We start from the raw sequence: 24,658 nt of genomic DNA on the forward strand, positions 1-24,658 counted from the left end.
ACGTATCATGGAATCCTGCCAAAGCGAATCCCACAAAAAATAGGGTACCCAGCAGCCATTTCCTGACTGCGCCGGATACCCCTATGATTTAAAGAGCCCGAAATAAAAGCTCCCCTTTGGACTGAATATATCGATACATAGCACCACACACCACTAATATTAGTAATCCAATACCTAACAATACAAGATTACCATTCAGATCAGATAGTAAAAGACTCAACCCAAATGGAATCAGTAAGCTTATAAACCCTATCAACATCACCACTAAGACGGATGCGCTTTGTTTGATTACCGATACTTCATTTGTCCACTCCAGTTTAGGTAGCTTCAAGTTCACGATCACACCTATCATTGCGGTAAGACAAGCATATAAAACTGGAATAACCAGTAATAGCAAGCTTTCCATCCATCCAGTACCTAGGGATATCATGAGGAGCACACTGCTAACAACCACAATCGGTACGGTAATCGTAAGATTCACTGCGATTTTACTTAGCAATATCGTTAACGTCGGCACAGGTGAGCTTTTTAAAATCCAAATATTGTTGCCTTCAAGCGAAATAGAACTGGAAGTCGTACAGCTTAAAGTTACAAAAACGGAAACAAACAGTGGAGCCAGTCGATTTAGATAATTTGAAAGTTCTGGGATCTCAAGAGTTTGTCCTAGTTGCTCTGTACTAACGAACATTAAGGCGACAGCCATCACAAGTAACATCACCATACCAATACTCGTATTGAGCACGTATATAGAAGAACTGAAATAGCGGCGCAGCTCTTTTTTGTACAATGTGTACAAGGGTGATGATACTTCAAGCGACTTCATTTGATACTTATTACTTGAAAAAGAGGTCGTTAGGCCTGTGTGTATCGCTTTATATTTGTTACCAAGCACCGTGGTAAACAGCATAAAAGAAATCAGCGAAATCGCAATAAACAATATTAAGGCATCCATCTGAAATGAGCAAACCGCATTTACATACATAAGCGTCAAAGGATACAATTTGTATATTTGATCAGCGATTTGTGTGCTCATATCCGCTAGTAACTGTGGGTTGTTTCCATTTAATTGACCTGAACCAACAATGATAGCGATAATTACAACAAAAGTTAGAATGAGGGTCAGTATACGGCTTCCTTTAAATCTTGAGGAAATCCAGCTGATCAGGGCACCTATAATTGTTGCAGCTATGATCGGCACTAATGGAATAAATAACAGTGTAATCAAAAAATACAAATAATATAATACGCCAGGATTCACCTTTATAGCATAAACAATACCTGCAGGTATCATCACCATCAAAGAGAAGAACAGGTTTAACACATAAAGCTGAGCCACTCGACTTGCTACAATATGACTCGTTTTGATTGGCAGTGACATTACGAGATCGTAGTCTTTGGAGCCAAATAATACACCACTTGCCTTATAGATCGTTGTAAAAAATCCGATTAAGCAAGTAACAGCCATCATTATCGCAAGCAGCAGCTCTGGCCGGCCTATTTGTTCAAGGGTATCTGCTATCATGAAGCTATAACCAAATGAAACCACAGCCATCATAACAATTCCAATTAGGATACCGATGCTCAGCCAAAGCATTTTTCGTCTTTCTTTCACATCTCGTGTGTGTAAAGCTTTATTTAACCCAAAGGAAGAGATCAACTGAATCTTCGTCAATCTCCAGATATTAATCATGCTTAATCAACTCCAAAAATACATCTTCAAGGCTACTGTCACCCTTCACCTCTTCTGTTTTCCCATGAGTAATCAATTCTCCCGCTTTGATAATGGCAATCTTATTGCAGAGCTTCTCGGCCACATCCAGTACATGCGTCGAAAAAAAGATCGCACTGCCCTGACTGCAAATCTCCGTCATGATTCTTTTAAGGGTGTGTGCCGCTTTTGGATCAAGTCCCACAAAAGGCTCATCCAGAACTAACAGCTTCGGTTTATGTATGAGCGCTGAGATGATCGCGAGTTTCTGTTTCATACCATGAGAATACGAGGAGATTAAATCCCCCAAATGAGATGTAATCTCAAATTCTTCGCCATATTTCTTAATCAATAACTCCCGATCCGCTTTCGATACGCTAAAAAGATCACCAATAAAATTCAAGTACTGAATGCCAGTCAGATGGTCGTATAGATCTGGATTATCCGGAATATACGCAGTGATCGATTTGCAGGCTAAAGGATCTTTTTTGATGGAATGACCACCAATCTCGATGTCCCCCTCCTCAAAATCAAGAACACCTACTACTGCCCGAATTGTCGTTGTTTTCCCCGCGCCGTTATGACCGATAAAGCCATAAATATCGCCTTTCTCGACTATTAAATTCAAGTCATTCACTGCCTTCTTACCGCCCTTATAGCTCTTGGTAAAATGCTTTATTGTCAACATTTCCCCACTCCCTTTCCGTTCGTATTAGAAACTTTCATCATGACAAACATACCGATTCATACGTTGTTAGGATAGTTTTACTATAGTACGTTTATCTTGTCCATAATGTTCATTACCTCATTTAAATAAATTTCTCTATATAAAAAAACGAAAAAAGAGGGGTTCCCCCCTCTCCAGAGTGTCGAGAAACCCAGGTCATTTTACGACCGCGGGTTTCTTTTTAGGTTCTGGCATAAGTAGAATCGGAAAAGGGAGGGGGTTACCCCCTCTGTTCCAGGCGATCCAGGTGGATCGCCATCTTCTTCATGTTCTGCACGGCTGCCGTCATCAGTGCCTGTTCTCTGACATTCGGAAGTCCGCGCAACCGGCAATAGCGAAACCCATGGAGCTCTTTAGCATCCGCGAAGCTTCGCTCAATCGTCTCTTTTCGTTTGCGGTACAGTTGCTTGCCCGACTTACTGAGTCGGTTATTCCGCACCCATTCCTTGCTGTCCTCCCAGACGTGCCGGGTCACCACCTTTCGGTGATTTCGGGACTGAGTGCATTGGTCCAGCAATGGGCAACTCTTACAATGGTCCGGATCAGAAGCATACTGCCGGTAACCCTTTCGGTCTGTGGTCCGGTAATTCAGTTCATGACTGGCTGGACAAACATACAAATTTCGCTCGGCATCAAAGGTGAACTTCCATTTCGGAAACAATCCTTGCTTGGGATGAAATCTCCGGTGTGCAATCACCGCAAAAATCTTTCGGCTTTGTAATCCTCGACAAATCGGTGTGGTTAAGTAACCTGAATCGAGCGCAACGGCTTCAATCTTAAATCCAAAACGTTCTTGCTGACGGTCTAAACGCGACAAATATGGCACGGAATCATGAACATTGCCGGGCGTTACATGTACATCGGTAATGAGATTGTATTTGGTATCTACGGTACGGTGATCTAGATAAAAGAAGCCCTCCGGTTTGCCATCCCGGATCATATATCCACTATCTGGGTCGGTCTTGCTCACTTTAATCTCTTTCTCCTCGTTCACTTCCTCTCTTGGTTTCAGGGCTTTTTTCCATGCTCTTTCCGGTCTTCGGCCACAGCAGCGTTGAGTTCATTCACGTAATCTTTGGTGTTCTGCAGTACTTGTTGTTTGGTGTACTGGTGTTTATTCGCATTTGCTTTTACATGGGTTGAGTCGGTCACGAGAACCCGTCCACCGACCATCCGGTGCGAAATAGCCTGAAGAACAATCTCATCGAAAATGTCCTGAAAAATGTTCGTATCTTTAAATCGGGTTCGCCGGTTCCAACTAATAGTCGTATGGTCTGGAACCTTGTCGGTTAATCCCAGTCCTAAAAACCAGCGGTACGCCAAATTGGTTTGGATCTCTCGCTCCAATTGACGTTCGGAACGAATGCCGTAAAAGTATCCAAGAAAAATCATCTTAAATAAGATAACTGGATCAACAGCAGGACGTCCGTTATCTGCGCAGTACAACGGCCTAACTTTTTCATCGATAAAGGAAAAATCAATATACTTATCTACTTTTCGTAGCAAATGATCTTGAGGAACTAAATCTTCGATAGAGACAAACTCGTACGCTTGTTGTTTTTCTCGGTTGGAACGCAACATACAAATCACCATCCGTTCTATAAATAGTTACCTATATTATACAACATTAACGCGGTGCCGTGTAAAATTATTAAGACATAAAGAAGGCTGTCGAGACTTTCTCGACAGCCTGAAGAGGGGTTCCCCCCTCTCTTATATAGTCCTCTTACTCCATTCGTTTATACGTACTTATGAATCGTTTCGAGCAGTTGATCAGCAACATAGTTAACTCCGTAAGCAAGTTGATTGTGGTCGAAGCGCATTTTTACAAAACTCTCATCCGAGTCAAGCGCATCAGCGAACAAACCAGCTAACCCACGTGCCCTACGATCGATCTGCAGTAGCAATTCAATACCGTACTCATCTGGAAAGAAAACGATTTCTAATTCATCTAGTTGATTCCGGAACTGTGAGGGAGGTATGAATTCAAATTCTTGAACAAAATCTAAGCCATTAATCTTGCCATAACGTGGCGCGTATTCACAAGTCACTTCGCGAATACGGAACCCCAGCTGATTCATTGCATCCAGAATAATTGCGGAATTCGGGTGAGGGCCTACTTGAAGATGATCCTGATCCTTTGGATCAATTGCCTCTTTAATATCAAGTCCGGTTTGAATCCAAACCGGCGTTCTTCCTATCGTCACTGGCGTTATTAGCGGAAGCTGGAATGAGACGGGGAACTCATAGACCTGCTCCGCCTCTACTGTAAATTTACTAGCTAACAGGATCTTGGACACCGTTGCTTCCACTTCCATCTTCTTATCGTTTAGCTCTTTCAAGTAACGCGTCTTAACGAATGCATAGACGTCATCGACCTGCTGATCCACACGACCACCTTGAATTCGGACAACACCACTGATCGTATCACCAGCGTTCACAACATCTTGATGGAGCATGAGATCTACCTTAGCCGCGCCAATTCCGGCACTCGCGAGCATCCGTTTAAACATTGACATTGTATTGAATTCCCTCCCTAATATTTGCATAATTAAGGATACGAAGTGAACCACCTGAGGTTTCATTTTTTGGACAGTAAATGCCATGTTACTGACAACCAAACATAAACGCCTTCGGCGTCCTTATAAGGACGGTAAGTGTATAAGCGAGAAATATAAGACATAAAGTATAGGTGCATAACTTATACTTTCTTATATTTTAAAAAAAGCATCCACACCCAAAATGGGGTCGATGCTTCTTTTTATAATCACAAAGCCTACGCTGATGCGAACTGACTGTTATATAATCTGGCGTAAAAACCACCGCTGGCCAGGAGTTGATCATGCGTACCGCTCTCGACAATGTCTCCATCTTTCATAAAAAGAATGAGATCCGACTCTCGAATTGTTGACAATCGGTGAGCAATCACAAAGCTGGTCCGACCAGCGATCATAGTCAGAAACGCTTTCTGAATCCGTACTTCAGTTAACGTATCAATACTACTGGTAGCTTCATCTAAAATTAGCATTGGTGGATCTACGAGCATTACTCGTGCTATGGTAAGTAGCTGCTTCTGGCCTTGAGACAGATTATCTCCTGAGCCGCTGATTTTCGTATCATACCCCTCAGGCAGTCGTTTAATAAACCCATGTGCATTAGCAGCCTTAGCGGCAGCGATGACTTCTTCCTTCGTAGCCTCAGGTTTACCGTAGGCAATATTTTCCTTAATCGTGCCTCCATAAAGCCAAGTATCCTGCAGCACCATCCCAAAATTACGTCGCAGACTGTCACGTGTAATCGTCTTGATATCCACACCATCAATCTTGATGGATCCACGGTCTACATCATAGAAACGCATGAGCAGATTTACCAGTGTCGTCTTACCGGCACCGGTCTGCCCTACAATCGCAACCCGTGTCCCTGGCTTCACTTCTAGACTGAAGTCGTTAATCAGAGGACGTTCTGGATTATAAGCAAAGGAAATCTTTTCGAAGGTGATGGTACCTTGGCTCGTTTGCATAACCTTTGCATCCGTAGTATCGGGTTGTTCTGGCGTTAGATTGAGAATGGCAAAGATCCGCTGCGCAGAGGCTATCGCCGATTGAAGTTGGGTAATCACACCCGTAATTTCATTAAAAGGCTTAGCGAACAAGTTGGAAAAGATTAAGAAACTGGACAGGTCCCCCACCGTGAAATGACCTCGAATAACCATGACACTACCGATCATCGCAATGACAGAGAACGTAATATTATTTACCAGCCGTGTTGTCGGATTGGACAAGGAGCCATAAAATTGTGACTTCACTCCAGTCTGGTACAAGGTCTCGTTACGTTCTTCAAACTGAGATAGTGCGCGTTCTTCATAATGATAAGCTGTGACCACTTTTTGTCCGCCAATCATTTCCTCCACGTACCCGTTGAGACCGCCCAGAATTTTGGCCTGCTCTTTAAACATCTTTTGGGAACGTATCGTAATAAATCTTGCCACAAAAAATGTAGCTGGCGCTGACAGAAGAACTACTAAGGTCATCAGGGGACTAATGTACAGCATAAGTACAATTGCCCCAACTATGGTGATGATCCCAGTGAGCAGTGTGGAGAAACCTTGCAGCAGTCCATCAGAGACCGCATCCATATCGTTAACAAACCGGCTGATGCTGTCCCCTTGCGGATGGTTATCGTGAAATTTTAACGGCAGAACATTTAATTTATCAAAAAGCTCCCGCCGTAAGTCATATACCGTCCGGTATGCAATTCGATTAGTTAAATAAGTAAGGAGCCATCCGAAGAAGCTGCCGACAACATATACCACTGCCAGAATCAAAAGCAGTCTAAGTACGGCGTCAAAATCAACCTCTCCCGGTCCGATCATAAAATCGATGGCCTTACCGATGAGCAGCGGTCCGATCAGACTGGCGATCACACTGAGTAATGCGCATATTACCGCGCCTATTGCTATTTTTCTATAATGCCCTGTGTATACAATTAGTCTCTTCCAAATATTGTTTTGCTTCATTGGCCCGACTCCTCACTCGATAGCTGGGACAGGCAGATTTCTTTATACTCTTCACAACCACGCATCAGCTCCTCATGGGTTCCGACACCGGCGATCCGCCCTTCCTCAAATACCAAAATTTTATCCGCTTGTCTGACCGTGCTTACCCTCTGCGAGACAACAAGTACGGTCATTTCCTGACTGCTCTCTTTGAGTGCCTCGCGCAGTGCCGCATCGGTGGCGAAATCCAGCGCACTTGAGGAGTCATCCAGAATAAGAATCGATGGCTTACCAACTACTGCACGAGCTATGGTCAAGCGCTGCTTTTGTCCACCGGATAAATTTAGTCCTCCACGAGATACCTGCGTATTCAAGCCCTCTGGTAATTTACGTATAAACTCCTCCGCCTGAGCAACTGAGGCTGCCTGCATGATTTCTTCCTCGGTTGCGTCTGCCTTGCCCCAACGAATATTCTCAGCGATTGTTCCTGTAAATAGCACTGCCTTCTGAGGTACGATCCCTATTTTCTCACGTAGCTGATGTAGCTTATAATCTCTGACATTCACTCCATCCACCTTAACTTCACCTTGCACCGCATCATAAAAACGTGGGATCAAGTTCACAAAAGTAGATTTACCAGAACCCGTACTGCCAATCAGTCCCACCGTCTCTCCGCGGTTAATCACCACTGATATATCCTCTAATGCCGATTCACCTGTCGTATTATAACCAAACGATACATGATCGAATGATATGGCAGGAACTGTATGATCAGGATCAGCAATCATAGTATTTCCTTCCTCGGACACGGATACCTTAACCCCTAGCACTTCATTCACACGATTAGCAGAGGATGAGGCTTTTGTAAAAATAATGACCAAGTTAGAGACCACTATAAGCGCCAGCAAGATTTGAGTGATGTAATTGATGAAGGCAATGATCTCACCCTGAGACAACCGACCACTATCAATATGAATTCCACCTACCCACAAAATAGCTATGATCGCAGCGTTTACTACAAGTGTCGTCATAGGCCCAAGCAAAGCGGAAATCCGAGAGACCCGGATCGCTGTAGACGTCAAATCATCAGAAGAGGCATCAAAACGTTCTTTTTCTGTACGTCTTTTGGCAAAAGCACGAATCACTCGAATCCCCGACAAATTCTCACTAAGAACGAGCGCAAGTGCATCCAGCTTCTGTTGATACAATCGGTACAAAGGAGCACTTCGTGTAATAATGAAATATAAAATAATTCCAAAAACCGGCGTTGCCGCTATTAGGATCAGCGATAACCTAAAATCCAAGATCATGGACATTAAGATAGCCCCGATGCAGATAAACGGCGCGCGAATGACCAGACGAATCAGCATGGCAACAGCAATTTGCAGCTGGTTTACGTCATTAGTAATCCGATTAATCAGCGTAGGCGTACCGAAGGTATCCAGCTCGGCATAAGATAAAGATGTTATATGTTTAAACATCTTATTTCGAAGCGTAGTACCGAATCCCTGAGATGCCCGGGCTGCATAGTATTGGCATACCATGGAGCAGCCAAAGCCTAGCAGAGACATCATCACCATTAGGCCACCCATGCGGTATATATAGGCACTATCATGATTTCCAACCCCGTTGTTGATGATCAACGCGACTATGGTAGGCAAAATCAACTCCAGAATCGCTTCCATCAGTTTAAAGATTGGTCCAATTATTACTTCTTTCTTGTACGGTTTTAAATATACTGCAATTTTGAACAACATCATCCACACCCAACATAAGAAGTATTTAAGCACTTGAAATATGTATAAGAACAGTTATGATTATGGCATATCTACTCTCATATTAATAATATTGGATTCATATCTCTCCCATACGATTAACATATCTCAAGTTCGGAGGATTGTTTTATGGATATTAGACAACTTAAATATTTTATGGCTATTGCTGAGGAAGGACAGATTACTTCTGCAGCCCGAAAGCTGCAAATGGCCCAGCCTCCACTCAGCCAACAACTGAAACTACTAGAGGAAGAGCTCGGCGTAAAGCTAGTGGATCGCGGTCCTCGCAGCGTTCAACTCACCGAAGCTGGAGCCATTCTGCGAGACCGGGCTCAGCAAATTCTGGAGCTGACAGATTCTACTGCGCGTGAGCTCAATGATTTTGTCAAAGGCTTAAAAGGCACTCTCGCCATCGGCACAGTTTCTTCTTCCGGAGCTACCTTGCTCCAAGATCGGCTATGCAAGTTTCACAAAACATATCAAGGCGTTAAATTTGAGATCCATGAAGGAAACACCTTCAGAATAATCGACCTCTTAAACAAGGGCATTGTCGAAGTCGGTATTGTCCGGACACCCTTTAATGCTACAAATTTAGAATGTCTTTACACACAGGCTGAGCCTATGATTGCCGTAATGACACCAGAGTATGACTGGAAAACGGCTGAAATCTCTTTTGAGATCAGCGAGTTAAAAGATAAACCACTTATTATTTACCGCCGCTTCGAACAGCTCATTCGAGAGACATGTCTTGAGAATGGTTTTGATCCGCTAATCTTCTGCATGAATGATGATGCTCGAACAACACTACTCTGGGCTAATGCCGGACTCGGGATCGGAATCATTCCCAAATCCGCTTTTGAATTAACGAGTAACAGTAATTTGATCTATAAAGAAATCAGTAGTGAATCGCTACGCACGCGGGTCGCCGCCGTCTGGATCAAGAATAAATACTTGTCTTCATTGGCTTCCAAGTTTATTGAGAGCTTCAAGAATGGTTAATCAACAGGCGTGTTACTATATATATTCATTGAATGATCAAATCTTATGACAATACCTTTGGTATAGTATATGAATGTGATGCATCTGTAATCTATTGGGCACGACTAAAGAATTTCACTGGGGATATTCATGCAGTTTTTGCGGAGGAGAAACCTATGAATACCAAGCCTATCGTAGAGTAATCCGAATTGAGGGTGAGGGAGTTCCTCGTAATGGAGAGCTCTATGATAAGCCTTATCGCCATAAAATGATCGATGAAGTGTTCTCACGTCGTGGTATTCTACATGCCGCACAGGAACGTGAATTATTGATAGAAGGCATGGATGTGAAGGAGCTTGCTGATCTGGCTAGACAGGGAAATCTCGCCTATCAACAAGTATTCGAAGAATTCGGTTCGTGTCTAGCTTAGATGCTAGATCCCTATATCATGGGCTTTGGATCACAACGACTCGTGCTTGGCGGACAAATCGCGAAAAGTTTTGATGTATTTGGGCCTGCGCTCGAAAAGAGGCTACTACCACATCATCTATCTATTTATACATCTGAACATGTTATAGAGAATACGTTCAAAGGTATTGATCAATTATTCGCTTGAAACATGAGAAAAGGAGGCTCCTATGGTGGGAGGCCTCCTTTTTCATGGGCTATTTCTTAATCTTGATCGTTTTTATTTCATAAGGCGTAAAGGTCAGTTGCCAGCTGTCCATTAACGTAACTTCTTCTTCCAAGGCATTCGATACATACACCGCTTGATGTGGATACGGCCACTTCAGCTCGATCGTCTCACGACCTCCAGCGGATTCATACATACGAAGAATGATGCCATCGTCATCCTCAGCCCATTTGACCGTCTCCAAGACAACATGCTCACTTGTAAATGGAAGCAACGAACAACAACGATCCCATATGTTCGCGCTCGGCGGAGCTGTATGAACTACTGTGGATGCTGCGATATAAGCAGGTGGATGATTCAGCTCTGCTGCTGCTCGAAGTGCGTATCCTTGGCGCCAATCACCGGCATGTGGATACAGTGCATAGGCGAACTCATGATATCCCTGATCTGCCGTTATATCCGGCCATCTTGGCGCACGTAGCAAGGAAAGACGAATCGTGCTCCCTTGGGTATCATAACCATACTTACAATCATTCAGCACACTGACACCATAGCTATGCTCAGACACATCAGCGAAGCGATGACCACAAACTTCATATTGTGCTTGATCCCAGCTTGTATTGCGATGTGTATTCCGCTCTAATGCACCGAACGGTATTTCATAGGTGGCTCGACTTGTTACAACATCGAGTGGGAAGCCCACCTTCAGGAGCTTATGGGTTTCCTGCCAATCCACCTTTGTTCTAAACTCAATGCGAGCATGCTGATGATATAGAACCATCTCCTGCTCAATCGTGGATTGCCCTAAGCGCCAACGGAAGCCTATGATATCGGCAATAGCTCCTGAGCTGATGAGCTTCTTCTCTAACAGAACTGCCTCTCCAGCAGGCTGTTGCTCGTAGCGTGGATCAATGTCCCAAGCATCCCACAGCGTCGGACGATCATGGAAGAAATGAAACTGATTCGCCCGCTCCCCTGCCTTCACGATTTCACGGTTCGCTTGTTTATCGTATAAACTTACTATTTCTCCTTGTTCATTGAATCGTATACGATAGTATGCTGTCTCCCACGCATCAAGAAGCTCTGGTAATACTTTCGGCTTGTCTAGTGCTTCAGCTGCTCCATTTTCACGTACTAGGATCGTATTGTAGCCCATTGCCGGAACATTCGGTACGCGAATTCGAAGGATCTTGGTCGTTCCATTGCTACTAACTTCAGAATCCAATGATTCTCCCGCTGTTGTCACGATCGATAAGCGATTCCATTCGATATTCGTAATACCTTGATCGATAAGATCCTGCGTAGTCAGCTCTAATACACAATCACGGCTCCAACCCAAACTATTAAATACAAGGAACGGTGTTCCTTCCATCGTCGCTTCGATCTGAACATGGGATGCTATGGCTGCCATCCCGCTCTGTAAGCTTGAAGTCCCGCGCTCGAATACTTCCTCATACTCTTTCATCGATGTCTCATACGTTTCTGTAATGGCAGAACCAGGAATAATATCATGGAACTGATTTAATAAAATTAATTTCCATCCTTCATGTAAATCCTGCTGTAATGTCGTTGCTTGTTCTGAGCTCAGCGAAGATCGAGCCAACGTAGACCATAGCTCTGCTTCACGATACAGAACCTCAGCCTTCCGATTATTACGTTTGTTACGCCCATGTGTCGTATAAGTACCTCGATGTAATTCAAGATACAGGTCACCGTGCCAGCTCGGTAAATTTGGATTCGCTTCTGAAATACCCGTGAAGAATGCCTCCGCGCTACTAAATTGAGATGAGGGCTGACCGATCATGAGATCCGAGCGATGAATGTATTCGAGCATTTCACGCGTGACACCGCCACCGCCATCCCCATGCCCGTACAATAACATTTGTTCCGGATGCTTAGCTTTCTCTCGATAAGATTGCCAATGTTCATGAACATCCTTCGGCTGCGTATCCTCGTTCACCCCATGGTTGCAATACGATAGCATTGGCGTTCCATCAATGCCCACCCAATAAAACAAGTCATACGGAAATTGGTTCGTATCATTCCAATTCAGCTTCGTCGTCATGAAGTAACGCATTCCACCATGCTTCAAAATTTGAGGTAATGATGCACAGTAACCAAAGGTATCCGGTAACCATTCTATAAAGGATCTCTTGCCAAATTCCTGTTGATAAAATCTTTGACCGTAGAGCATTTGCCGTATCAACGATTCTCCACTTGGTATATTGAGATCCGGCTCCACCCACATGCCACCGACAAGTTCCCAGCGGCCTTCGCGAATTCGTTCTTTTACACGCTCATATAACGCTGGATCATTCATCTTCAAATACTCGAAGAGCAACGGCTGACTCTGTGCATACTGATATTCAGGAAATTCATCCATTAACGCATTTACAGTTGAGAACGTCCGACTCGTCTTACGCACCGTCTCACGACATGGCCACAACCACGCAATATCAATATGAGATTGTCCTACCATATGGATGACACCTTCGCTGTTGCCACCGATTTGTCTTATTTGCTCAACAAGCTGTTGTTCAATAGACGCTGCGGCACCGCTTGCAATCTTCTCTTGTGATAGCAAAGTAAATGCATCCATAGCTGTATATAAAGCTTCCATCACGCGAGTATGACGAAAATCTGACGCTGGTAGCAATTCCGCAGCATTCATAATGACGCTCACAGAATACATCAACGACTGCACTGTTGTGTTCACATAGACTAGCGTGCTATGAATCATTCGAATGGGAGCATGAATGGTCGCTTGCTGGTTTAACGGATCTACAGGCTCCGGTACAGCATCAAACAGTTCAATCTCCACTTCGATTTGTTTGCCAACCTGTGCTGGTAGCTTCACAAATGGATGATTTCGATCCAACCCCTGAAAGGACTGCCCGTTGATACGAAGCAGTCCTTCCCCACCTGATCCGGAGGTGAAATATAAGCCTACAGCGTCATCAGCCCATTCATTCGGAATGGATAACGTCGTACGCAGCATATACGTTGTACCTTGTTTGCTTGGGAATAAATCAAAGGTATCGCTTCCTACAAAGATACGTTCCTCGGTATATTTACCAGGTAATATATATTCCGTTGCTTGTACGTCCCAGTCCTTAATGGGAATCGATTCGAGCCACTGTCGTTCAGATAACTCTCGAATGAACCGTTGTATTCTAATCATTAGTAATCCTCCTGATCGTTCGTAGGCTTCATCACACTCATTGTACAACCTGTAAATCGATGGACAATGTTTGCTCTACATTTGAACCCGTGTGAATTTCGAATCGACCAGGCTCGACGATCCATGTTAAATCTGCTGAGACAAATTGCAGCTCCTGGGACTTAATTGTAAAGTGAACCGTACGCTTCTCCCCAGGCTCCAAAACTATTTTACAGAAGCCCTTCAGCTCCTTCTCTGGGCGTGATATCGTGCTGACACAGTCCTTGATGTACAGCTGAACGACCTCTTGTCCAGCCACATCCCCCGTATTCGTCACATCCACCGAAACCGTACAAGTACCACCAACGGAAATACTCGACTGATCCAATTGGATACTATCGTAGTGAAAGCTCGTGTAGCTCAGCCCATACCCAAATACATATTGCGGATGGAAATCCGTCTCTAAATATCGATGCCCACGCGAACGCTTCTTATTATAGTACACAGGCAATTGTCCCAGATGCTTCGGAATGGATAATGTTAATCGACCTGATGGGTTGTAGTCACCGAACAGGATATCCGCAATCGCATGACCTCCCTCTTGCCCTGGATACCATGCCTCCACAATCGCATCAGCATGCTCATCAATCCATGGCTCAACAATTGGGCGACCATTGATATACACAACAATCAGTTTCTTGCCTAAACTGTGAAGCTCCTGCAACAGCTCGAGCTGTACTCCACATAAATTCAGCTGTGCACGATCAAAGCCTTCTCCACAATCCATATCACTAAGCATAAACGTATCTGTAATGACCGCAGCCCCAGTCTTCAAATCAATCGTACCTTCTCCAAAATCACGTGCACTCGATCCGCCTACAACAGCAATAATTGTATCCGCTGTAGCGGCAGCTGCGATCGCCGCCTCGAACCCTTCCCGAGACGGGTCCTTCACTCGACAGCCTGGTGCATACACAACCTCACTCAAGCCTGAACACTTCGCGCGAACTCCATCCAATACGGTAACAATCTGCTCCCGCTCCTGCGGTGACGTATAATCGCCTAACTGGTTATACACATTGTTCGCGTTCGGTCCAATAACGGCGATCTTGCCACGGAATGGAGATAACGGCAATGACTGTTCCTTATTCTTCAGTAGCACAATGCCTTCGCGTGCAGCTTGCCGAGCCAACTCTCGATGAGACGATTGACCAATAACTTGCTCTGCCAACGCTGGATTCACATACGGGCGTTCGAACAATCCTAATTCAAATTTCAATCGCAAGATTCGCTCCACCGCAAGATCTAGATCTGACACCGCGATCAATTGCTGATCCAGTGCAGATTGTAAATATTGCCCGAAGGTTTCACCGGACATCTCCATATCTACGCCCGCTTTCAGCGATAGGCTGGCCGCTTCCTCTTCCGTCTCACAGATTTGATGACCGTGTCTGAGCTGGCTCATCGCTCCACAATCCGTGATGACGAAGCCGTCAAAGCCCCACGTGTCACGTAAAATATGCGTCAACAGCTCTTTACTAGACGTACAAGGTACACCATCAATTTCGTTGTAAGCCGTCATTATGGATTTGGCACCTGCTGCAACCGCACGCTGGAAAGGAAGTAAATCCTTCTCCATCAGTTCGCGCATGCCCATACGTACGGTATCCGCATTACGTCCACCATCTGGACTACCATAAGCAACAAAGTGCTTCAAGGTTGCAAGAATGGTATGATCCGTATTTAACGAATCCCCTTGCAACCCCTTCACCGCAGCTATTGCCATTTCACTAATCAAATGAGGATCTTCGCCAAAGCATTCCTCTGTCCGCCCCCAACGCGGATCACGTGTCACGTCCAATACAGGAGAATAGGTAGCTGCTCCCCCTTGTGCACGAGTCTCTGCCGCTACAGCCTGACATACCTGTTGGAACAACTCTGTATTCCAGCTACTTCCGATGGTCAGAGGCACTGGGAACACCGTGTTCCCTATGGCCATATGTCCATGGGAGCATTCCTCTCCGAGTAGAATGGGAATGCCAAGTCGTGTATGTTCCATAGCATAACGCTGAATAAGATTGGTAACTTCTGCCCCTTCACGCGGGGACAAGCCTGTTTCGAGTGTTACCTCTGTCCATGGATCCGCTCGAAGCACACCATATAGTGAACCGACTCCACCATTCGCAATAGCGTCTTTAAATGCATCCGTGAGCTGTACTTCTCCGTTGACTTTTGTATATGTCTTCCAGCCAAAAGGCTGGAGGAGTTGTCCAATCTTCTCCTCCAGCGTCATTTCGGCCAACAAATCAGCAACGCGCTCAGCAATTGATAACGAAGGGTTTTTATATTTCATTCGATATAAACCTCCAGTCTTGTTGAGCTAGTGTTGGCGCCACGCTAGAATACCAGCATTCATTCCACGGCATGCATCCATGGAGACATCTGGCTTGCTATATGTCTCGCCCCAAGTAATGAAATATCTAAATTCATAGAAACCGCCCAATGTCGCTGAGAAATTGGTTTCCCAATAGTTATTCATCACCCAAGCGTACAAATGAGCCGGGTCCTGCTCCAGCTTCTCATCACCGTTAAGCAATCGATACCCATGCTCTAGCGATCCAAGCTGAATTAATGGCGTATCTGGCATCGCGATCACAACGCCTTGCGATCCGGCAACATATACAGCTCCTTCTCCAACCGCTGTATAATCCGCTAAGCTACCTGGTAATTGATCCTTCCGCATCCGAGTCAACGCATCCATCTTATCCACCCATAGCTCATACGTATCCGTTGATAATGATCCACCAAAAGGAAGTGAAACATATAAGTTCTCAGGCTTCCAAACGCTCTCTTTATGCATGCGTACGGCCACATCCACACGTGGGCGATCTGCGTATACCGTCAAGAACAAGGAGTAATGCTCACAACCATCCACCTTGTAAGTTAATTGAATAATGCCATACACCGGACCCTGCGTAATGATCTCTGCACTAATTAACTCGCCTGTTGAAACGATCGCATCCGGTCCCTTCCGATTACGGCCCATCAGACGACGCACCTCGGTCATTTCTACGACCTTCGTTGCAGGTGTAACATCATAGACTGGCGTAAAAGCTGCGTGCTGGCGATCGGCACGAAGTAGTTCTTGTCCCGTCGTTTTATCTACCCACGAGGTGATCCCTTCTCCCTTTTTCCACGTGATGTGTACAAATGGAGTTTCTACATAGGAAGATGTCATGCGGAAACTCTTCACATCATGCGTAACATCCAGATCCATAACGCGATCGGATGCCAAATAATCGTTCATAAAAGCGGTCCCGATACCTGGTTTCACGGCGACGATCTGAAGTACTCTCTCTTCACTAGGCTGCAATGTTACCGGAATCGTTACGATCACACCTCGAGATGCCAGACGAAGCTGTGATGGTATGACCTCATTCGTCGTAATATCACGCACCTCGAAGCCGTCCTTGATCTCATCGTGATACCATCCTTCGAGGATGAGATGCGCATAATCTTCTTGCACATAATGATATGGATTATGAATTTTGAATTTCATAGGACGCCCAGGAGCAAGTAATGCATCACCCTTCGCTTCAAGGATGTCGTACAACGCACGATGCGCAATCGTACTTGCATTGGCGGCAAAGGCTTCCTTCCGCAAGCCTAATTCCTGAACGAACGGATTCCAAGGCTCGGAAATGGATGAATGATATCCCCATGTATGCTCAGCAAACATCGTTAACTGATATTCCATCTCCTTCATCGTCTCCGATGTAACGATTTCACAATTCGGATCTAGCCTTCTTACCTTTTGATATACACGTTGTGCTTCACGGAATACTTGTACATGCTTCGGTGTTGAACCTACGCCATCCGTCCACCAGTCTGGCCAATCTCCACGATACACAGGAATATCTTCCGCATGCTGTTCCGCATGAACACGAACTTCACCGAAGAAATCATCTAAAGTTGCCATCTGAATCTCAATCTGTTCGCCGTGCTTCGCATTCCATTGACGAATAAACGCCATCGTCTCCGCATTCGGTGGATTGTTATCTGTTGGTAGCCCCGAGAACATAGCCGGGAAGAAGTTAAAGGCATATCCATCTTCTTTCAACCGCTCGATGTAGCGAAGTATACGCTGTTCAGCAATCTCGAATGTGGCGCCTTGACTCATATCAAATTCATCTTTGATCGTATATTTTCCACCCATACCAGGTACAAGCCCCAGATCATTACCGAATACATAATGCTCCCCGCTCCAGGTCAGCAATCGATCACCGGAAGGCATTTCCCACCAGAAAGGCTGCTGCTTCTTCCAGCAAGGAAACATTCCGTGATGGGTATGAATGCAGGTAGATAAATTATGAATACCGGCATCTAACAATGCTTGACCATACCCCCAGCTAAAGCCGTTAATATCTGCAGTCATCGCTGATGTGATTGGAGCTTGAATGGAATGTCCAAAATCACGCACACGGGCAATCATCGACGTGAACAAATCTTTGCCGATTAATTCCGTCATATTTAAGTACGTACCGGATAAGCCGATCTCACCACGCTTGACTCCTGCTACGAACTCTTCTTTTTCCTGCTCCGTTGCCCGGCTCAGGAAGGTTTCGATAGGCCAGAACGTTTCACATACCCATTTAAATCCCTTCCATTCGGGTCGACGACCGGATTGAATTTCACGTAAGATGTGAAGCACCTGACGGATAAAGTCTACATGATATTGTTGGATCTTCTCCTGACGCTCTGTGTAGCCGATATCGGTATGGGAATGATGAATCGCAAAAATTTTCCAAGGTTTGGTGTTAGCCATTTTTTATTCTCCTCTACTTGATGCTCATATCGATTTGTTAAGAACGACAGTTACGATCTCGGCCGCCTTTACTTCAAGCTGGATGACAGCGCTTGAATCCACCGTAAGCGCTTCCTCACGTGATTCGAGAATATTACTTTTATACGCCTGACTATAGGTCATACGAGGTTCGAAGGCTAATGTCGTTGGTGAAGTGGTCATGTTGAACCAACGAATAGCAAGATCACCCGTTGCTTCAGCTACCTTCACGGAAGAGAGCTGCATGTCATTGCCACGCGCCTGCAACCATTGATGCTTCGGCTGAAGACTACCGTTATGAATATCTGTCGATACAGTCATCCATGGTACTTGATATTGATAGGCAAGCGCATACGCTTCTTCAGCTACCGCAGAACCATGTGGAATAATCATGAGCTCCGCCTGTGCAGGACCTAGACATTGCGCTTCTGGTGTGTAGAAAACGCCCCAATCTCCAAGCTCACCTGTGCAGCGTAGCAAGGTAACGGCAATCGTATTACGTCCATCACGTAACACTTCGTATTCATTTAACCCTTTATTGGCAATGGTTAAGCCTGTCACATTGTCTTGCACACTAACGAACGCTTGCTGATGTTGACTATTGTCTGGCTTCGTCCACTCACTCGAAGGTTGTGTGCTTCGTGTTGCGATCTCAAACATCGAATCGGCATGATGCATATCGCTGACGAGATCCGTTGGGAACAGCATTCTTATGCGATGATCCTTCGCTTGATTATCGAAGGAGCTCTTCACTTGAAGACCTTTGCTATATTTCTCAAGCGTCACTGTCGTTATTATATGAAGCTTCTTGGTTTCAGCTGAACGTCCAGCCTGACGACTCGGGAACCACACGATGCCTTGCTGCTCTGCTGCAAGCAATTCATCAGCACTTGCTGGAATCTCCCATTCATGAACGATTTGTACCGTACATGCGTACGGCTGATCAGATACGATGGAAATGTCCGCTTTGAGTGTTTCTGTCGTCAATACCGTCGTGTTCTTCGGCTGACAATACATGTATTCATTTCCGATATCGCCGCTATTCTCATAGATACCTAGACCGCTATACACTTTACCATTTGCCTTATCCGATAATGTGATCGATCCATTGTCTTCAATCCGTGCAGAAATAAACTCATTCTCTAGCGTCCGTTCATGGAGTAGCGAGCTTTCCTTTATTTCAGAATGTGGTCTCTCCTCTACATCCTTCAACCAGGCATAAACTTGATGACCATTTGCAGGAACTGCTTCGACATGAAGCTCTAATCGAACACGGCGTGAGAAATACGGCTGACGAAATTTATCATCCGGCAAGTCATAATCGAAGTGAAGCCCCAGATCGGTTAGCTGATAATCCATCTGACGCCCATCATGATCTATCACTTGATGATGATGAATCTCGAGCGATGTCATCTGATTACGCATCTTCTCTATCGTTACGCCTTCGCGGAAATAGATACGAGCAATATCCAGCTCCACAGTAACTACCCCACTGCGGTCATGTCCTGTCGTATTAAACACAATGAATGGACATGCGTGATCACCGTATTCGGCGAAGCACGATGTATCCACATGGCTTGCGATCCACTCCATACTGTTCTGCACAATAGATTCTGTAACGTGACGGCTCTTGTCGAATCGCGTTACCATCTCACGATGTACCTCATCCACACTACAGCCACAAATACTATCATGCGGATGATTCTGCATGAGCGTCTTCCATGCATAGGTGAATAAGTGATGTGGATACGCATGTCCCAACTGATGAGCATAAGCAGATAACGGCTCAGCAACCTTCTCGAGCAATGTCTGACCCTGCTGGTTCATTTGCTTCAAATACACACGGGAGGAGGCCGTATTCACTAACGTTCCCCATCCATCTGTACGCTGACTTCGAAGCTCACCTTGGACGGTTGATAATTCACAATCAAGTGAACGATGAAGTGCATTCAAATAATCATTAAAATTGGAGTGAATAAACTCCGTGTCTGGATAGAGTTCACTAGCTGTCCGAATGGCTTCCGGCAAGTCCAGCTGAGCTGGCTGATGATCACAACCGTTCATATACAGTAGCTCGCTCGTCGATGCATATTTCTCCGCATCCGCTAGCTTCCGATCCCAGAATGCCTTAGCTTCTACGGGATCTACTGGGACTTCATTTCCATTCGAGTACCAATTCGCAAATAGAATACCGAGAACCTTCGAGCTATCAGGACCTTCCCAGATCAATTCGGAGTAGGACGATTCATAATCTCCATCCGATACCTCATTGTTGAATCCCGTCGGCTTCACACCACGACCGAAGAAGGCGTTCTGAATACCTGACTGCTGCATGAGCTGTGGTGTCTGTCCACACAACCCGAAGGTATCAGGAAAGTATCCAATTTTGGATACTTCCCCATACTTCAGCGCATCTTGATGACCGATCTGCATGTTTCTTACATTGGCTTCACTACTGGTGAGGAACGCATCCTGCAAAATATACCATGGACCAATAAGGATTCGACCATTTTGAATATGACGCAACAGTCGCTCCTTCTGATCCGGTCTAACTTGAAGATAATCCTCGAGAATGATCGTCTGCCCATCCATGAAAAAACTACGAAATTCTGACTCCTCGTCCAACCGATCTAGCAAACAATCTACCAATTGAACGAGACGAACATGATGCTTCTCATAGGGTAAATACCATTCACGATCCCAGTGCGTATGGGAAACGATATGTGCTGTTCTTTTCTTCGTCATGCCATTGCTCCCCCTTTCACTACAAGATGCCTTCCTTCATCGCCTTGTACACGAGCTGAGAGAACAGGCTGTTCGACCAAGCAAACCATTTTCTAGTAAAAATCGTTGGATCGTCGGAATGGAATCCTTCATGCATAAAGCCTGTATCCGCATCGGTCTTCTCCAGTAACTCGATCATCGCTAGCTTCTCATCCGCTGTCGTTGCTGTGAGCCCTTGCATAGATAATGACAAATGCCAGACATATCCTGCCGGTGTATGTGGACTACCAATGCCTTTTGCTACTTTACCTTCAAAGTAATAAGGGTTTTCCTTGGATAACACAAATCTTCTCGTGTTCTGATAGATTTCATCCTCCGTTGTGCAATAGCCCAAGTAAGGAATCGAAATCAATCCCGGTGTTCCCGCATCATCCATGAGACAGTGGTTACCATAGCCATCCGTCTCGAAGGCATAAATCGGTCCGAATTCCGGATGACGATAAATACCGTATGTTTTGATCCCATGATCGATATCTGCTTCTAAATCCTTCAGCTCTTGCAAAAACTCCATATCACGGAATACCCACTCCGCAAATTCCTGCATCTGGCGAAGTGCAACAACTGCGAACATATTCCCTGGAATGTTGTAATGGAATTCGCATACATCATCGCTTGAGCGGAATCCTGACCACACCATTCCTGTATAATTGACAGGCATTCCAAGGCCTTTATTCCGTAAGGAATCCTCTGGAATACCGTTATTTCGAGTGAAGCGATACGGCGATTCTTCAAAATGACGCTGTTCTGTGATGAACAAGTTATACATGATACGCATAGCCGATTTAAACCCAGCATCGAACATATCTGTAGTACCCGTTTCCTTCCATAGCGCATATGCAAGCCGCATCGAGAAACATAAGGAGTCAATTTCGAATTTACGCTCCCATACCCAAGGGGACATGTCTGTTATATCCGTCGTATTCCAATGCCAATCATTCGCAGATTCATTAAATGCATTCGCGTAAGGATCAATATGAATGTACTGAATATGACGCTTTACTAAACCTTTAAGAATGCGTTGAAGATCTTCGTCTTCTTTGGCAAACGGTACATAATGAATGACCTGTTCTACCGAATCCCGTAACCAACAAGCTGGAATGTCTCCTGTAATGACAAAAGTCGTTCCATCCTCTTTTAATTTCGTCGTCGTTTCCAAAGTGTTCGGGAAGCAGTTCTTAAATAGCTGAAGAAGCTTCGGTCGATGCGCAAGCTTGTGCTCTGCTTCTTGTAGAACTTCTTGAATCGATTGTGGCAATGTTAAGGATGGCATCGTAATTTTGGGTAATCTAAACTGTTCCATTGGTAAGCTCCTCTACAATTGAAATTCTGTCATTGCATCTGATGATGTCGTTACAGCGGATACTTATCCATATAGTCCAACAGCTCATCCACCGTTGTGAAAGCCACACCCGTTACGGTATCGGCACAGCCATAGTAAATGGCGATGCGACCTGTCTCACTATCTGACAATGCTGCACAAGGGAAGGTAACATTCGGTACATCTCCTACACACTCATACAATGTTTCTGGTCCAAGAATGTAATTCCGTGATCGTGCGAGCACCTTCCATGGCTCATGTAGATCTAATAACGCCGCGCCCATACGATATACGAACCCGTTACATGTATTAATGACGCCATGATAAATCAACAACCAACCACGATCGGTTTCAATCGGAACCGGCCCTGGACCAATTTTCTTCGATTGCCATGCGGATGCATCTGAATTAATCGTCCCCATTACATAACGATGTTTACCCCAATACGTTAAATCTGGACTCTCACTAAAGAAGATATCCCCAAATGGCGTATGCCCTGTATCACTTGGACGGCTTATCATGGCGTACTTACCATTAATTTTGCGTGGGAAGAGAACGCCATTGCGGTTATACGGCAAGAAAGCGTTTTCTAATTGGTGAAATGTTTTGAAATCATACGTATAAGCAAGACCGATCGTTGGTCCATGATACCCGTTACACCATGAAATATAATATTTATCCTCGATTTTGCACACGCGCGGATCGTAGCGATATTCCCGCTTCGTTACATATTCGTCACCTTCGAATTGGAGCGGTTGCTCATTAATTTCCCAATGTAGCCCGTCCTGACTGAAGCCAGCGAATATATCCATACTTACGGATCTAGAGTCACAGCGAAATACCCCTGCAAATCCACCTTCGAACGGAATCACCGCAGAATTAAAAATACTGTTCGAGTTCACCTGTGCATTACGCTGAATAATCGGATTTTGAGTATACCGCCACACTGGGGCATTATAGCCACTCGGCTTATCCTGCCACGGCATATTTGATAGTGCCTCACCAATAATTTTGCTCATTTCCTAAACTCCTCCCACGTCTTTGAATGTAGTCTACGGCCTGTCCTCAACTATCGAGTCCAACCTTTCCCCCATACTGTAAATGATAATAAAGCGCATTAAAAGTCAATTTATCCGTAATCTAACGTTTGTTGACTAGGAAATCATGTTTGTTAACTAATTGAATAGGTCGCATCCATTCAGTCTCTCGATAGGCCGGTATACATAACTTCGAGCAGTGTATGTGTCTTGTCGCAGCTGTACTCCCAGAACATCACACCCGCAAGCTGTTCACGTTGGACATATGCACATTTATGTGTGATCGATTCCACGTCATCATAGGAAATAAACGTATCTCCATTAAATAAATATGGCGCTTTGGCCTCATCATCCCAATGACGTGTGAACCCATTCTTGTCGATATAATGGGCTAGAAGCTCTGTATATTCCGGACCATAACCTCCTGTTGTACCCGCCATTTGTAGAAAGCCATCATTCTTGTTCGGCACCTGCTTCCACATCCGGGAATAGAATGCCACACCAATGACGATCTTCTCCCGAGGTACACCGGCCTGCATGAACATATTGACGGATGCTTCTGTACTAATTCGGAACAAATCTCCCGTTGAATTGTACAGATTCGTGTGATGTCCCGTTAGAATCTGGAATCCGCCACGCATATCGTAGGTCATCAGTTGAATGAAATCTAAATATTGCTGTACTTGATCCATCTCTGTACCATCGATGTAATATTGATCTGCTCCTGCAGCGATCGTAAGCAAGTAATGTCTGCCCTCTGCTGCACCTTTCACATCTAACGCTTCTCGAATGGTCTTCAACAGCAACGTAAAATGACGTTTATCATCCGGTGACGATGCAATATTGGCTTCACTGTAGCAGGGATATTCCCAGTCCAGATCGACACCATCGAATGGATATTCTGTTACTACTCGTACAGCCGAAGCTGCGAATTTCTGACGTCCTTCTTCGGTAGATGCCGCCTCGGAGAAGCCCCCATTTCCCCATCCGCCAACCGAGAGCAGCAGCTGTATGTTCGGATTCATCGCTTTAATCTCTTGCAACTGGTTCGTATATTGCAAATGTGCCGTTGTAATCTGATCATCCAACACATAACCGAAGGCTACGTTCATATGCGTCAGCTTCATCACGTTATCGCGTGTTAGCTCAGGTAATTTGGAATCACTCACGTAGCCAGCTATAATCATTTGTTGATCCAT

16 protein-coding genes are annotated in these 24,658 nt (G+C 45.0%); 3 read left to right on the plus strand and 13 right to left on the minus strand.

Features of this window, described 5'->3' with window-relative positions; translation table 11 throughout:
* Positions 1-88: 88 nt before the first annotated feature.
* The 6 genes from MHH52_RS17290 to MHH52_RS17315 all read right to left on the minus strand — a co-directional run bounded on the left by MHH52_RS17290 (position 89) and on the right by MHH52_RS17315 (position 8,684).
* On the minus strand, positions 89-1,690 hold the full coding sequence (locus MHH52_RS17290; protein ID WP_340003778.1) for a hypothetical protein: 1,602 nt from the start codon (positions 1,688-1,690) through the stop codon (positions 89-91).
* Positions 1,683-2,396 (minus strand): ABC transporter ATP-binding protein, encoded by a 714-nt coding sequence (locus tag MHH52_RS17295; RefSeq protein ID WP_340003779.1) that lies wholly within the window; start codon positions 2,394-2,396, stop codon positions 1,683-1,685. The genes MHH52_RS17290 and MHH52_RS17295 overlap by 8 nt, the downstream gene beginning before the upstream one ends.
* 259 nt (positions 2,397-2,655) lie before the next feature.
* Positions 2,656-4,016, minus strand: a protein-coding gene (locus MHH52_RS17300) for an IS1182 family transposase (protein WP_340003511.1) whose coding sequence is annotated in 2 segments (ribosomal slippage) — positions 2,656-3,446 and positions 3,446-4,016 — 1,362 coding nt in all. Because the reading frame shifts where the segments join, the coding sequence is not laid out codon by codon here.
* Positions 4,017-4,174: 158 nt separating this feature from the next.
* A complete protein-coding gene (locus MHH52_RS17305) occupies positions 4,175-4,954 on the minus strand; it encodes a sporulation protein (protein WP_340003780.1) in 780 nt (259 codons plus the stop codon).
* 257 nt (positions 4,955-5,211) lie between these two features.
* Entirely contained in the window at positions 5,212-6,951 is a 1,740-nt protein-coding gene (locus MHH52_RS17310) for an ABC transporter ATP-binding protein (RefSeq protein WP_340003781.1), read from the minus strand.
* Complete coding sequence (locus tag MHH52_RS17315; protein WP_340009711.1) at positions 6,948-8,684, minus strand: ABC transporter ATP-binding protein; 1,737 nt, start codon at positions 8,682-8,684, stop codon at positions 6,948-6,950. The genes MHH52_RS17310 and MHH52_RS17315 overlap by 4 nt, the downstream gene beginning before the upstream one ends.
* A 150-nt stretch (positions 8,685-8,834) precedes the next feature.
* Between MHH52_RS17315 and MHH52_RS17320 the strand changes: the two genes are divergently transcribed.
* From MHH52_RS17320 to MHH52_RS17330, 3 genes are all read left to right on the plus strand, one after another.
* On the plus strand, positions 8,835-9,704 hold the full coding sequence (locus MHH52_RS17320) for a LysR family transcriptional regulator (RefSeq protein ID WP_340003782.1): 870 nt from the start codon (positions 8,835-8,837) through the stop codon (positions 9,702-9,704).
* 94 nt (positions 9,705-9,798) lie between these two features.
* Positions 9,799-10,113: a hypothetical protein gene (locus MHH52_RS17325; protein ID WP_340003783.1), complete on the plus strand. Its 315-nt coding sequence runs from the start codon at positions 9,799-9,801 to the stop codon at positions 10,111-10,113.
* The gene (locus MHH52_RS17330; protein WP_340003784.1) at positions 10,114-10,299 is read left to right on the plus strand and encodes a hypothetical protein; all 186 of its coding nucleotides are present in this window, start codon (positions 10,114-10,116) and stop codon (positions 10,297-10,299) included.
* A 49-nt stretch (positions 10,300-10,348) separates the two neighbouring features.
* Here MHH52_RS17330 and MHH52_RS17335 read toward each other — a convergent pair whose 3' ends face one another.
* The 7 genes from MHH52_RS17335 to MHH52_RS17365 all read right to left on the minus strand — a co-directional run bounded on the left by MHH52_RS17335 (position 10,349) and on the right by MHH52_RS17365 (position 24,658).
* Complete coding sequence (locus tag MHH52_RS17335; protein ID WP_340003785.1) at positions 10,349-13,498, minus strand: alpha-mannosidase; 3,150 nt, start codon at positions 13,496-13,498, stop codon at positions 10,349-10,351.
* A gap of 37 nt (positions 13,499-13,535) precedes the next feature.
* Positions 13,536-15,830 (minus strand): glycoside hydrolase family 3 N-terminal domain-containing protein, encoded by a 2,295-nt coding sequence (locus MHH52_RS17340; protein WP_340003786.1) that lies wholly within the window; start codon positions 15,828-15,830, stop codon positions 13,536-13,538.
* A 27-nt stretch (positions 15,831-15,857) separates the two neighbouring features.
* Positions 15,858-18,302: a glycoside hydrolase gene (locus MHH52_RS17345; protein WP_340003787.1), complete on the minus strand. Its 2,445-nt coding sequence runs from the start codon at positions 18,300-18,302 to the stop codon at positions 15,858-15,860.
* 24 nt (positions 18,303-18,326) lie between these two features.
* A complete protein-coding gene (locus MHH52_RS17350) occupies positions 18,327-21,065 on the minus strand; it encodes an alpha-mannosidase (RefSeq protein ID WP_340003788.1) in 2,739 nt (912 codons plus the stop codon).
* A 19-nt stretch (positions 21,066-21,084) separates the two neighbouring features.
* The gene (locus tag MHH52_RS17355; protein ID WP_340003789.1) at positions 21,085-22,404 is read right to left on the minus strand and encodes a glycoside hydrolase family 125 protein; all 1,320 of its coding nucleotides are present in this window, start codon (positions 22,402-22,404) and stop codon (positions 21,085-21,087) included.
* Positions 22,405-22,454: 50 nt separating this feature from the next.
* Positions 22,455-23,441, minus strand: a complete 987-nt coding sequence (locus MHH52_RS17360; protein WP_340003790.1) for a glycoside hydrolase family 130 protein — start codon at positions 23,439-23,441, stop codon at positions 22,455-22,457.
* A 179-nt stretch (positions 23,442-23,620) separates the two neighbouring features.
* Entirely contained in the window at positions 23,621-24,658 is a 1,038-nt protein-coding gene (locus tag MHH52_RS17365) for a glycoside hydrolase family 18 protein (RefSeq protein WP_340003791.1), read from the minus strand.

It is taken from the genome of Paenibacillus sp. FSL K6-0276, from assembly GCF_037977235.1.
In the GTDB taxonomy this organism is placed as follows: domain Bacteria; phylum Bacillota; class Bacilli; order Paenibacillales; family Paenibacillaceae; genus Paenibacillus_AQ.

What these genes read in the sequence shown, in the direction of transcription:
- MHH52_RS17290 (WP_340003778.1), bottom strand. Translation starts at nt 1,690, where the DNA reads ATGATTAATATCTGGAGATTGACGAAGATTCAGTTGATCTCTTCCTTT.
- MHH52_RS17295 (WP_340003779.1), bottom strand. Translation starts at nt 2,396, where the DNA reads ATGTTGACAATAAAGCATTTTACCAAGAGCTATAAGGGCGGTAAGAAG.
- MHH52_RS17305 (WP_340003780.1), bottom strand. Translation starts at nt 4,954, where the DNA reads ATGTCAATGTTTAAACGGATGCTCGCGAGTGCCGGAATTGGCGCGGCT.
- MHH52_RS17310 (WP_340003781.1), bottom strand. Translation starts at nt 6,951, where the DNA reads ATGAAGCAAAACAATATTTGGAAGAGACTAATTGTATACACAGGGCAT.
- MHH52_RS17320 (WP_340003782.1), top strand. Translation starts at nt 8,835, where the DNA reads ATGGATATTAGACAACTTAAATATTTTATGGCTATTGCTGAGGAAGGA.
- MHH52_RS17330 (WP_340003784.1), top strand. Translation starts at nt 10,114, where the DNA reads ATGCTAGATCCCTATATCATGGGCTTTGGATCACAACGACTCGTGCTT.
- MHH52_RS17335 (WP_340003785.1), bottom strand. Translation starts at nt 13,498, where the DNA reads ATGATTAGAATACAACGGTTCATTCGAGAGTTATCTGAACGACAGTGG.
- MHH52_RS17340 (WP_340003786.1), bottom strand. Translation starts at nt 15,830, where the DNA reads ATGAAATATAAAAACCCTTCGTTATCAATTGCTGAGCGCGTTGCTGAT.
- MHH52_RS17345 (WP_340003787.1), bottom strand. Translation starts at nt 18,302, where the DNA reads ATGGCTAACACCAAACCTTGGAAAATTTTTGCGATTCATCATTCCCAT.
- MHH52_RS17350 (WP_340003788.1), bottom strand. Translation starts at nt 21,065, where the DNA reads ATGACGAAGAAAAGAACAGCACATATCGTTTCCCATACGCACTGGGAT.
- MHH52_RS17355 (WP_340003789.1), bottom strand. Translation starts at nt 22,404, where the DNA reads ATGGAACAGTTTAGATTACCCAAAATTACGATGCCATCCTTAACATTG.
- MHH52_RS17360 (WP_340003790.1), bottom strand. Translation starts at nt 23,441, where the DNA reads ATGAGCAAAATTATTGGTGAGGCACTATCAAATATGCCGTGGCAGGAT.
- MHH52_RS17365 (WP_340003791.1), bottom strand. Translation starts at nt 24,658, where the DNA reads ATGGATCAACAAATGATTATAGCTGGCTACGTGAGTGATTCCAAATTA.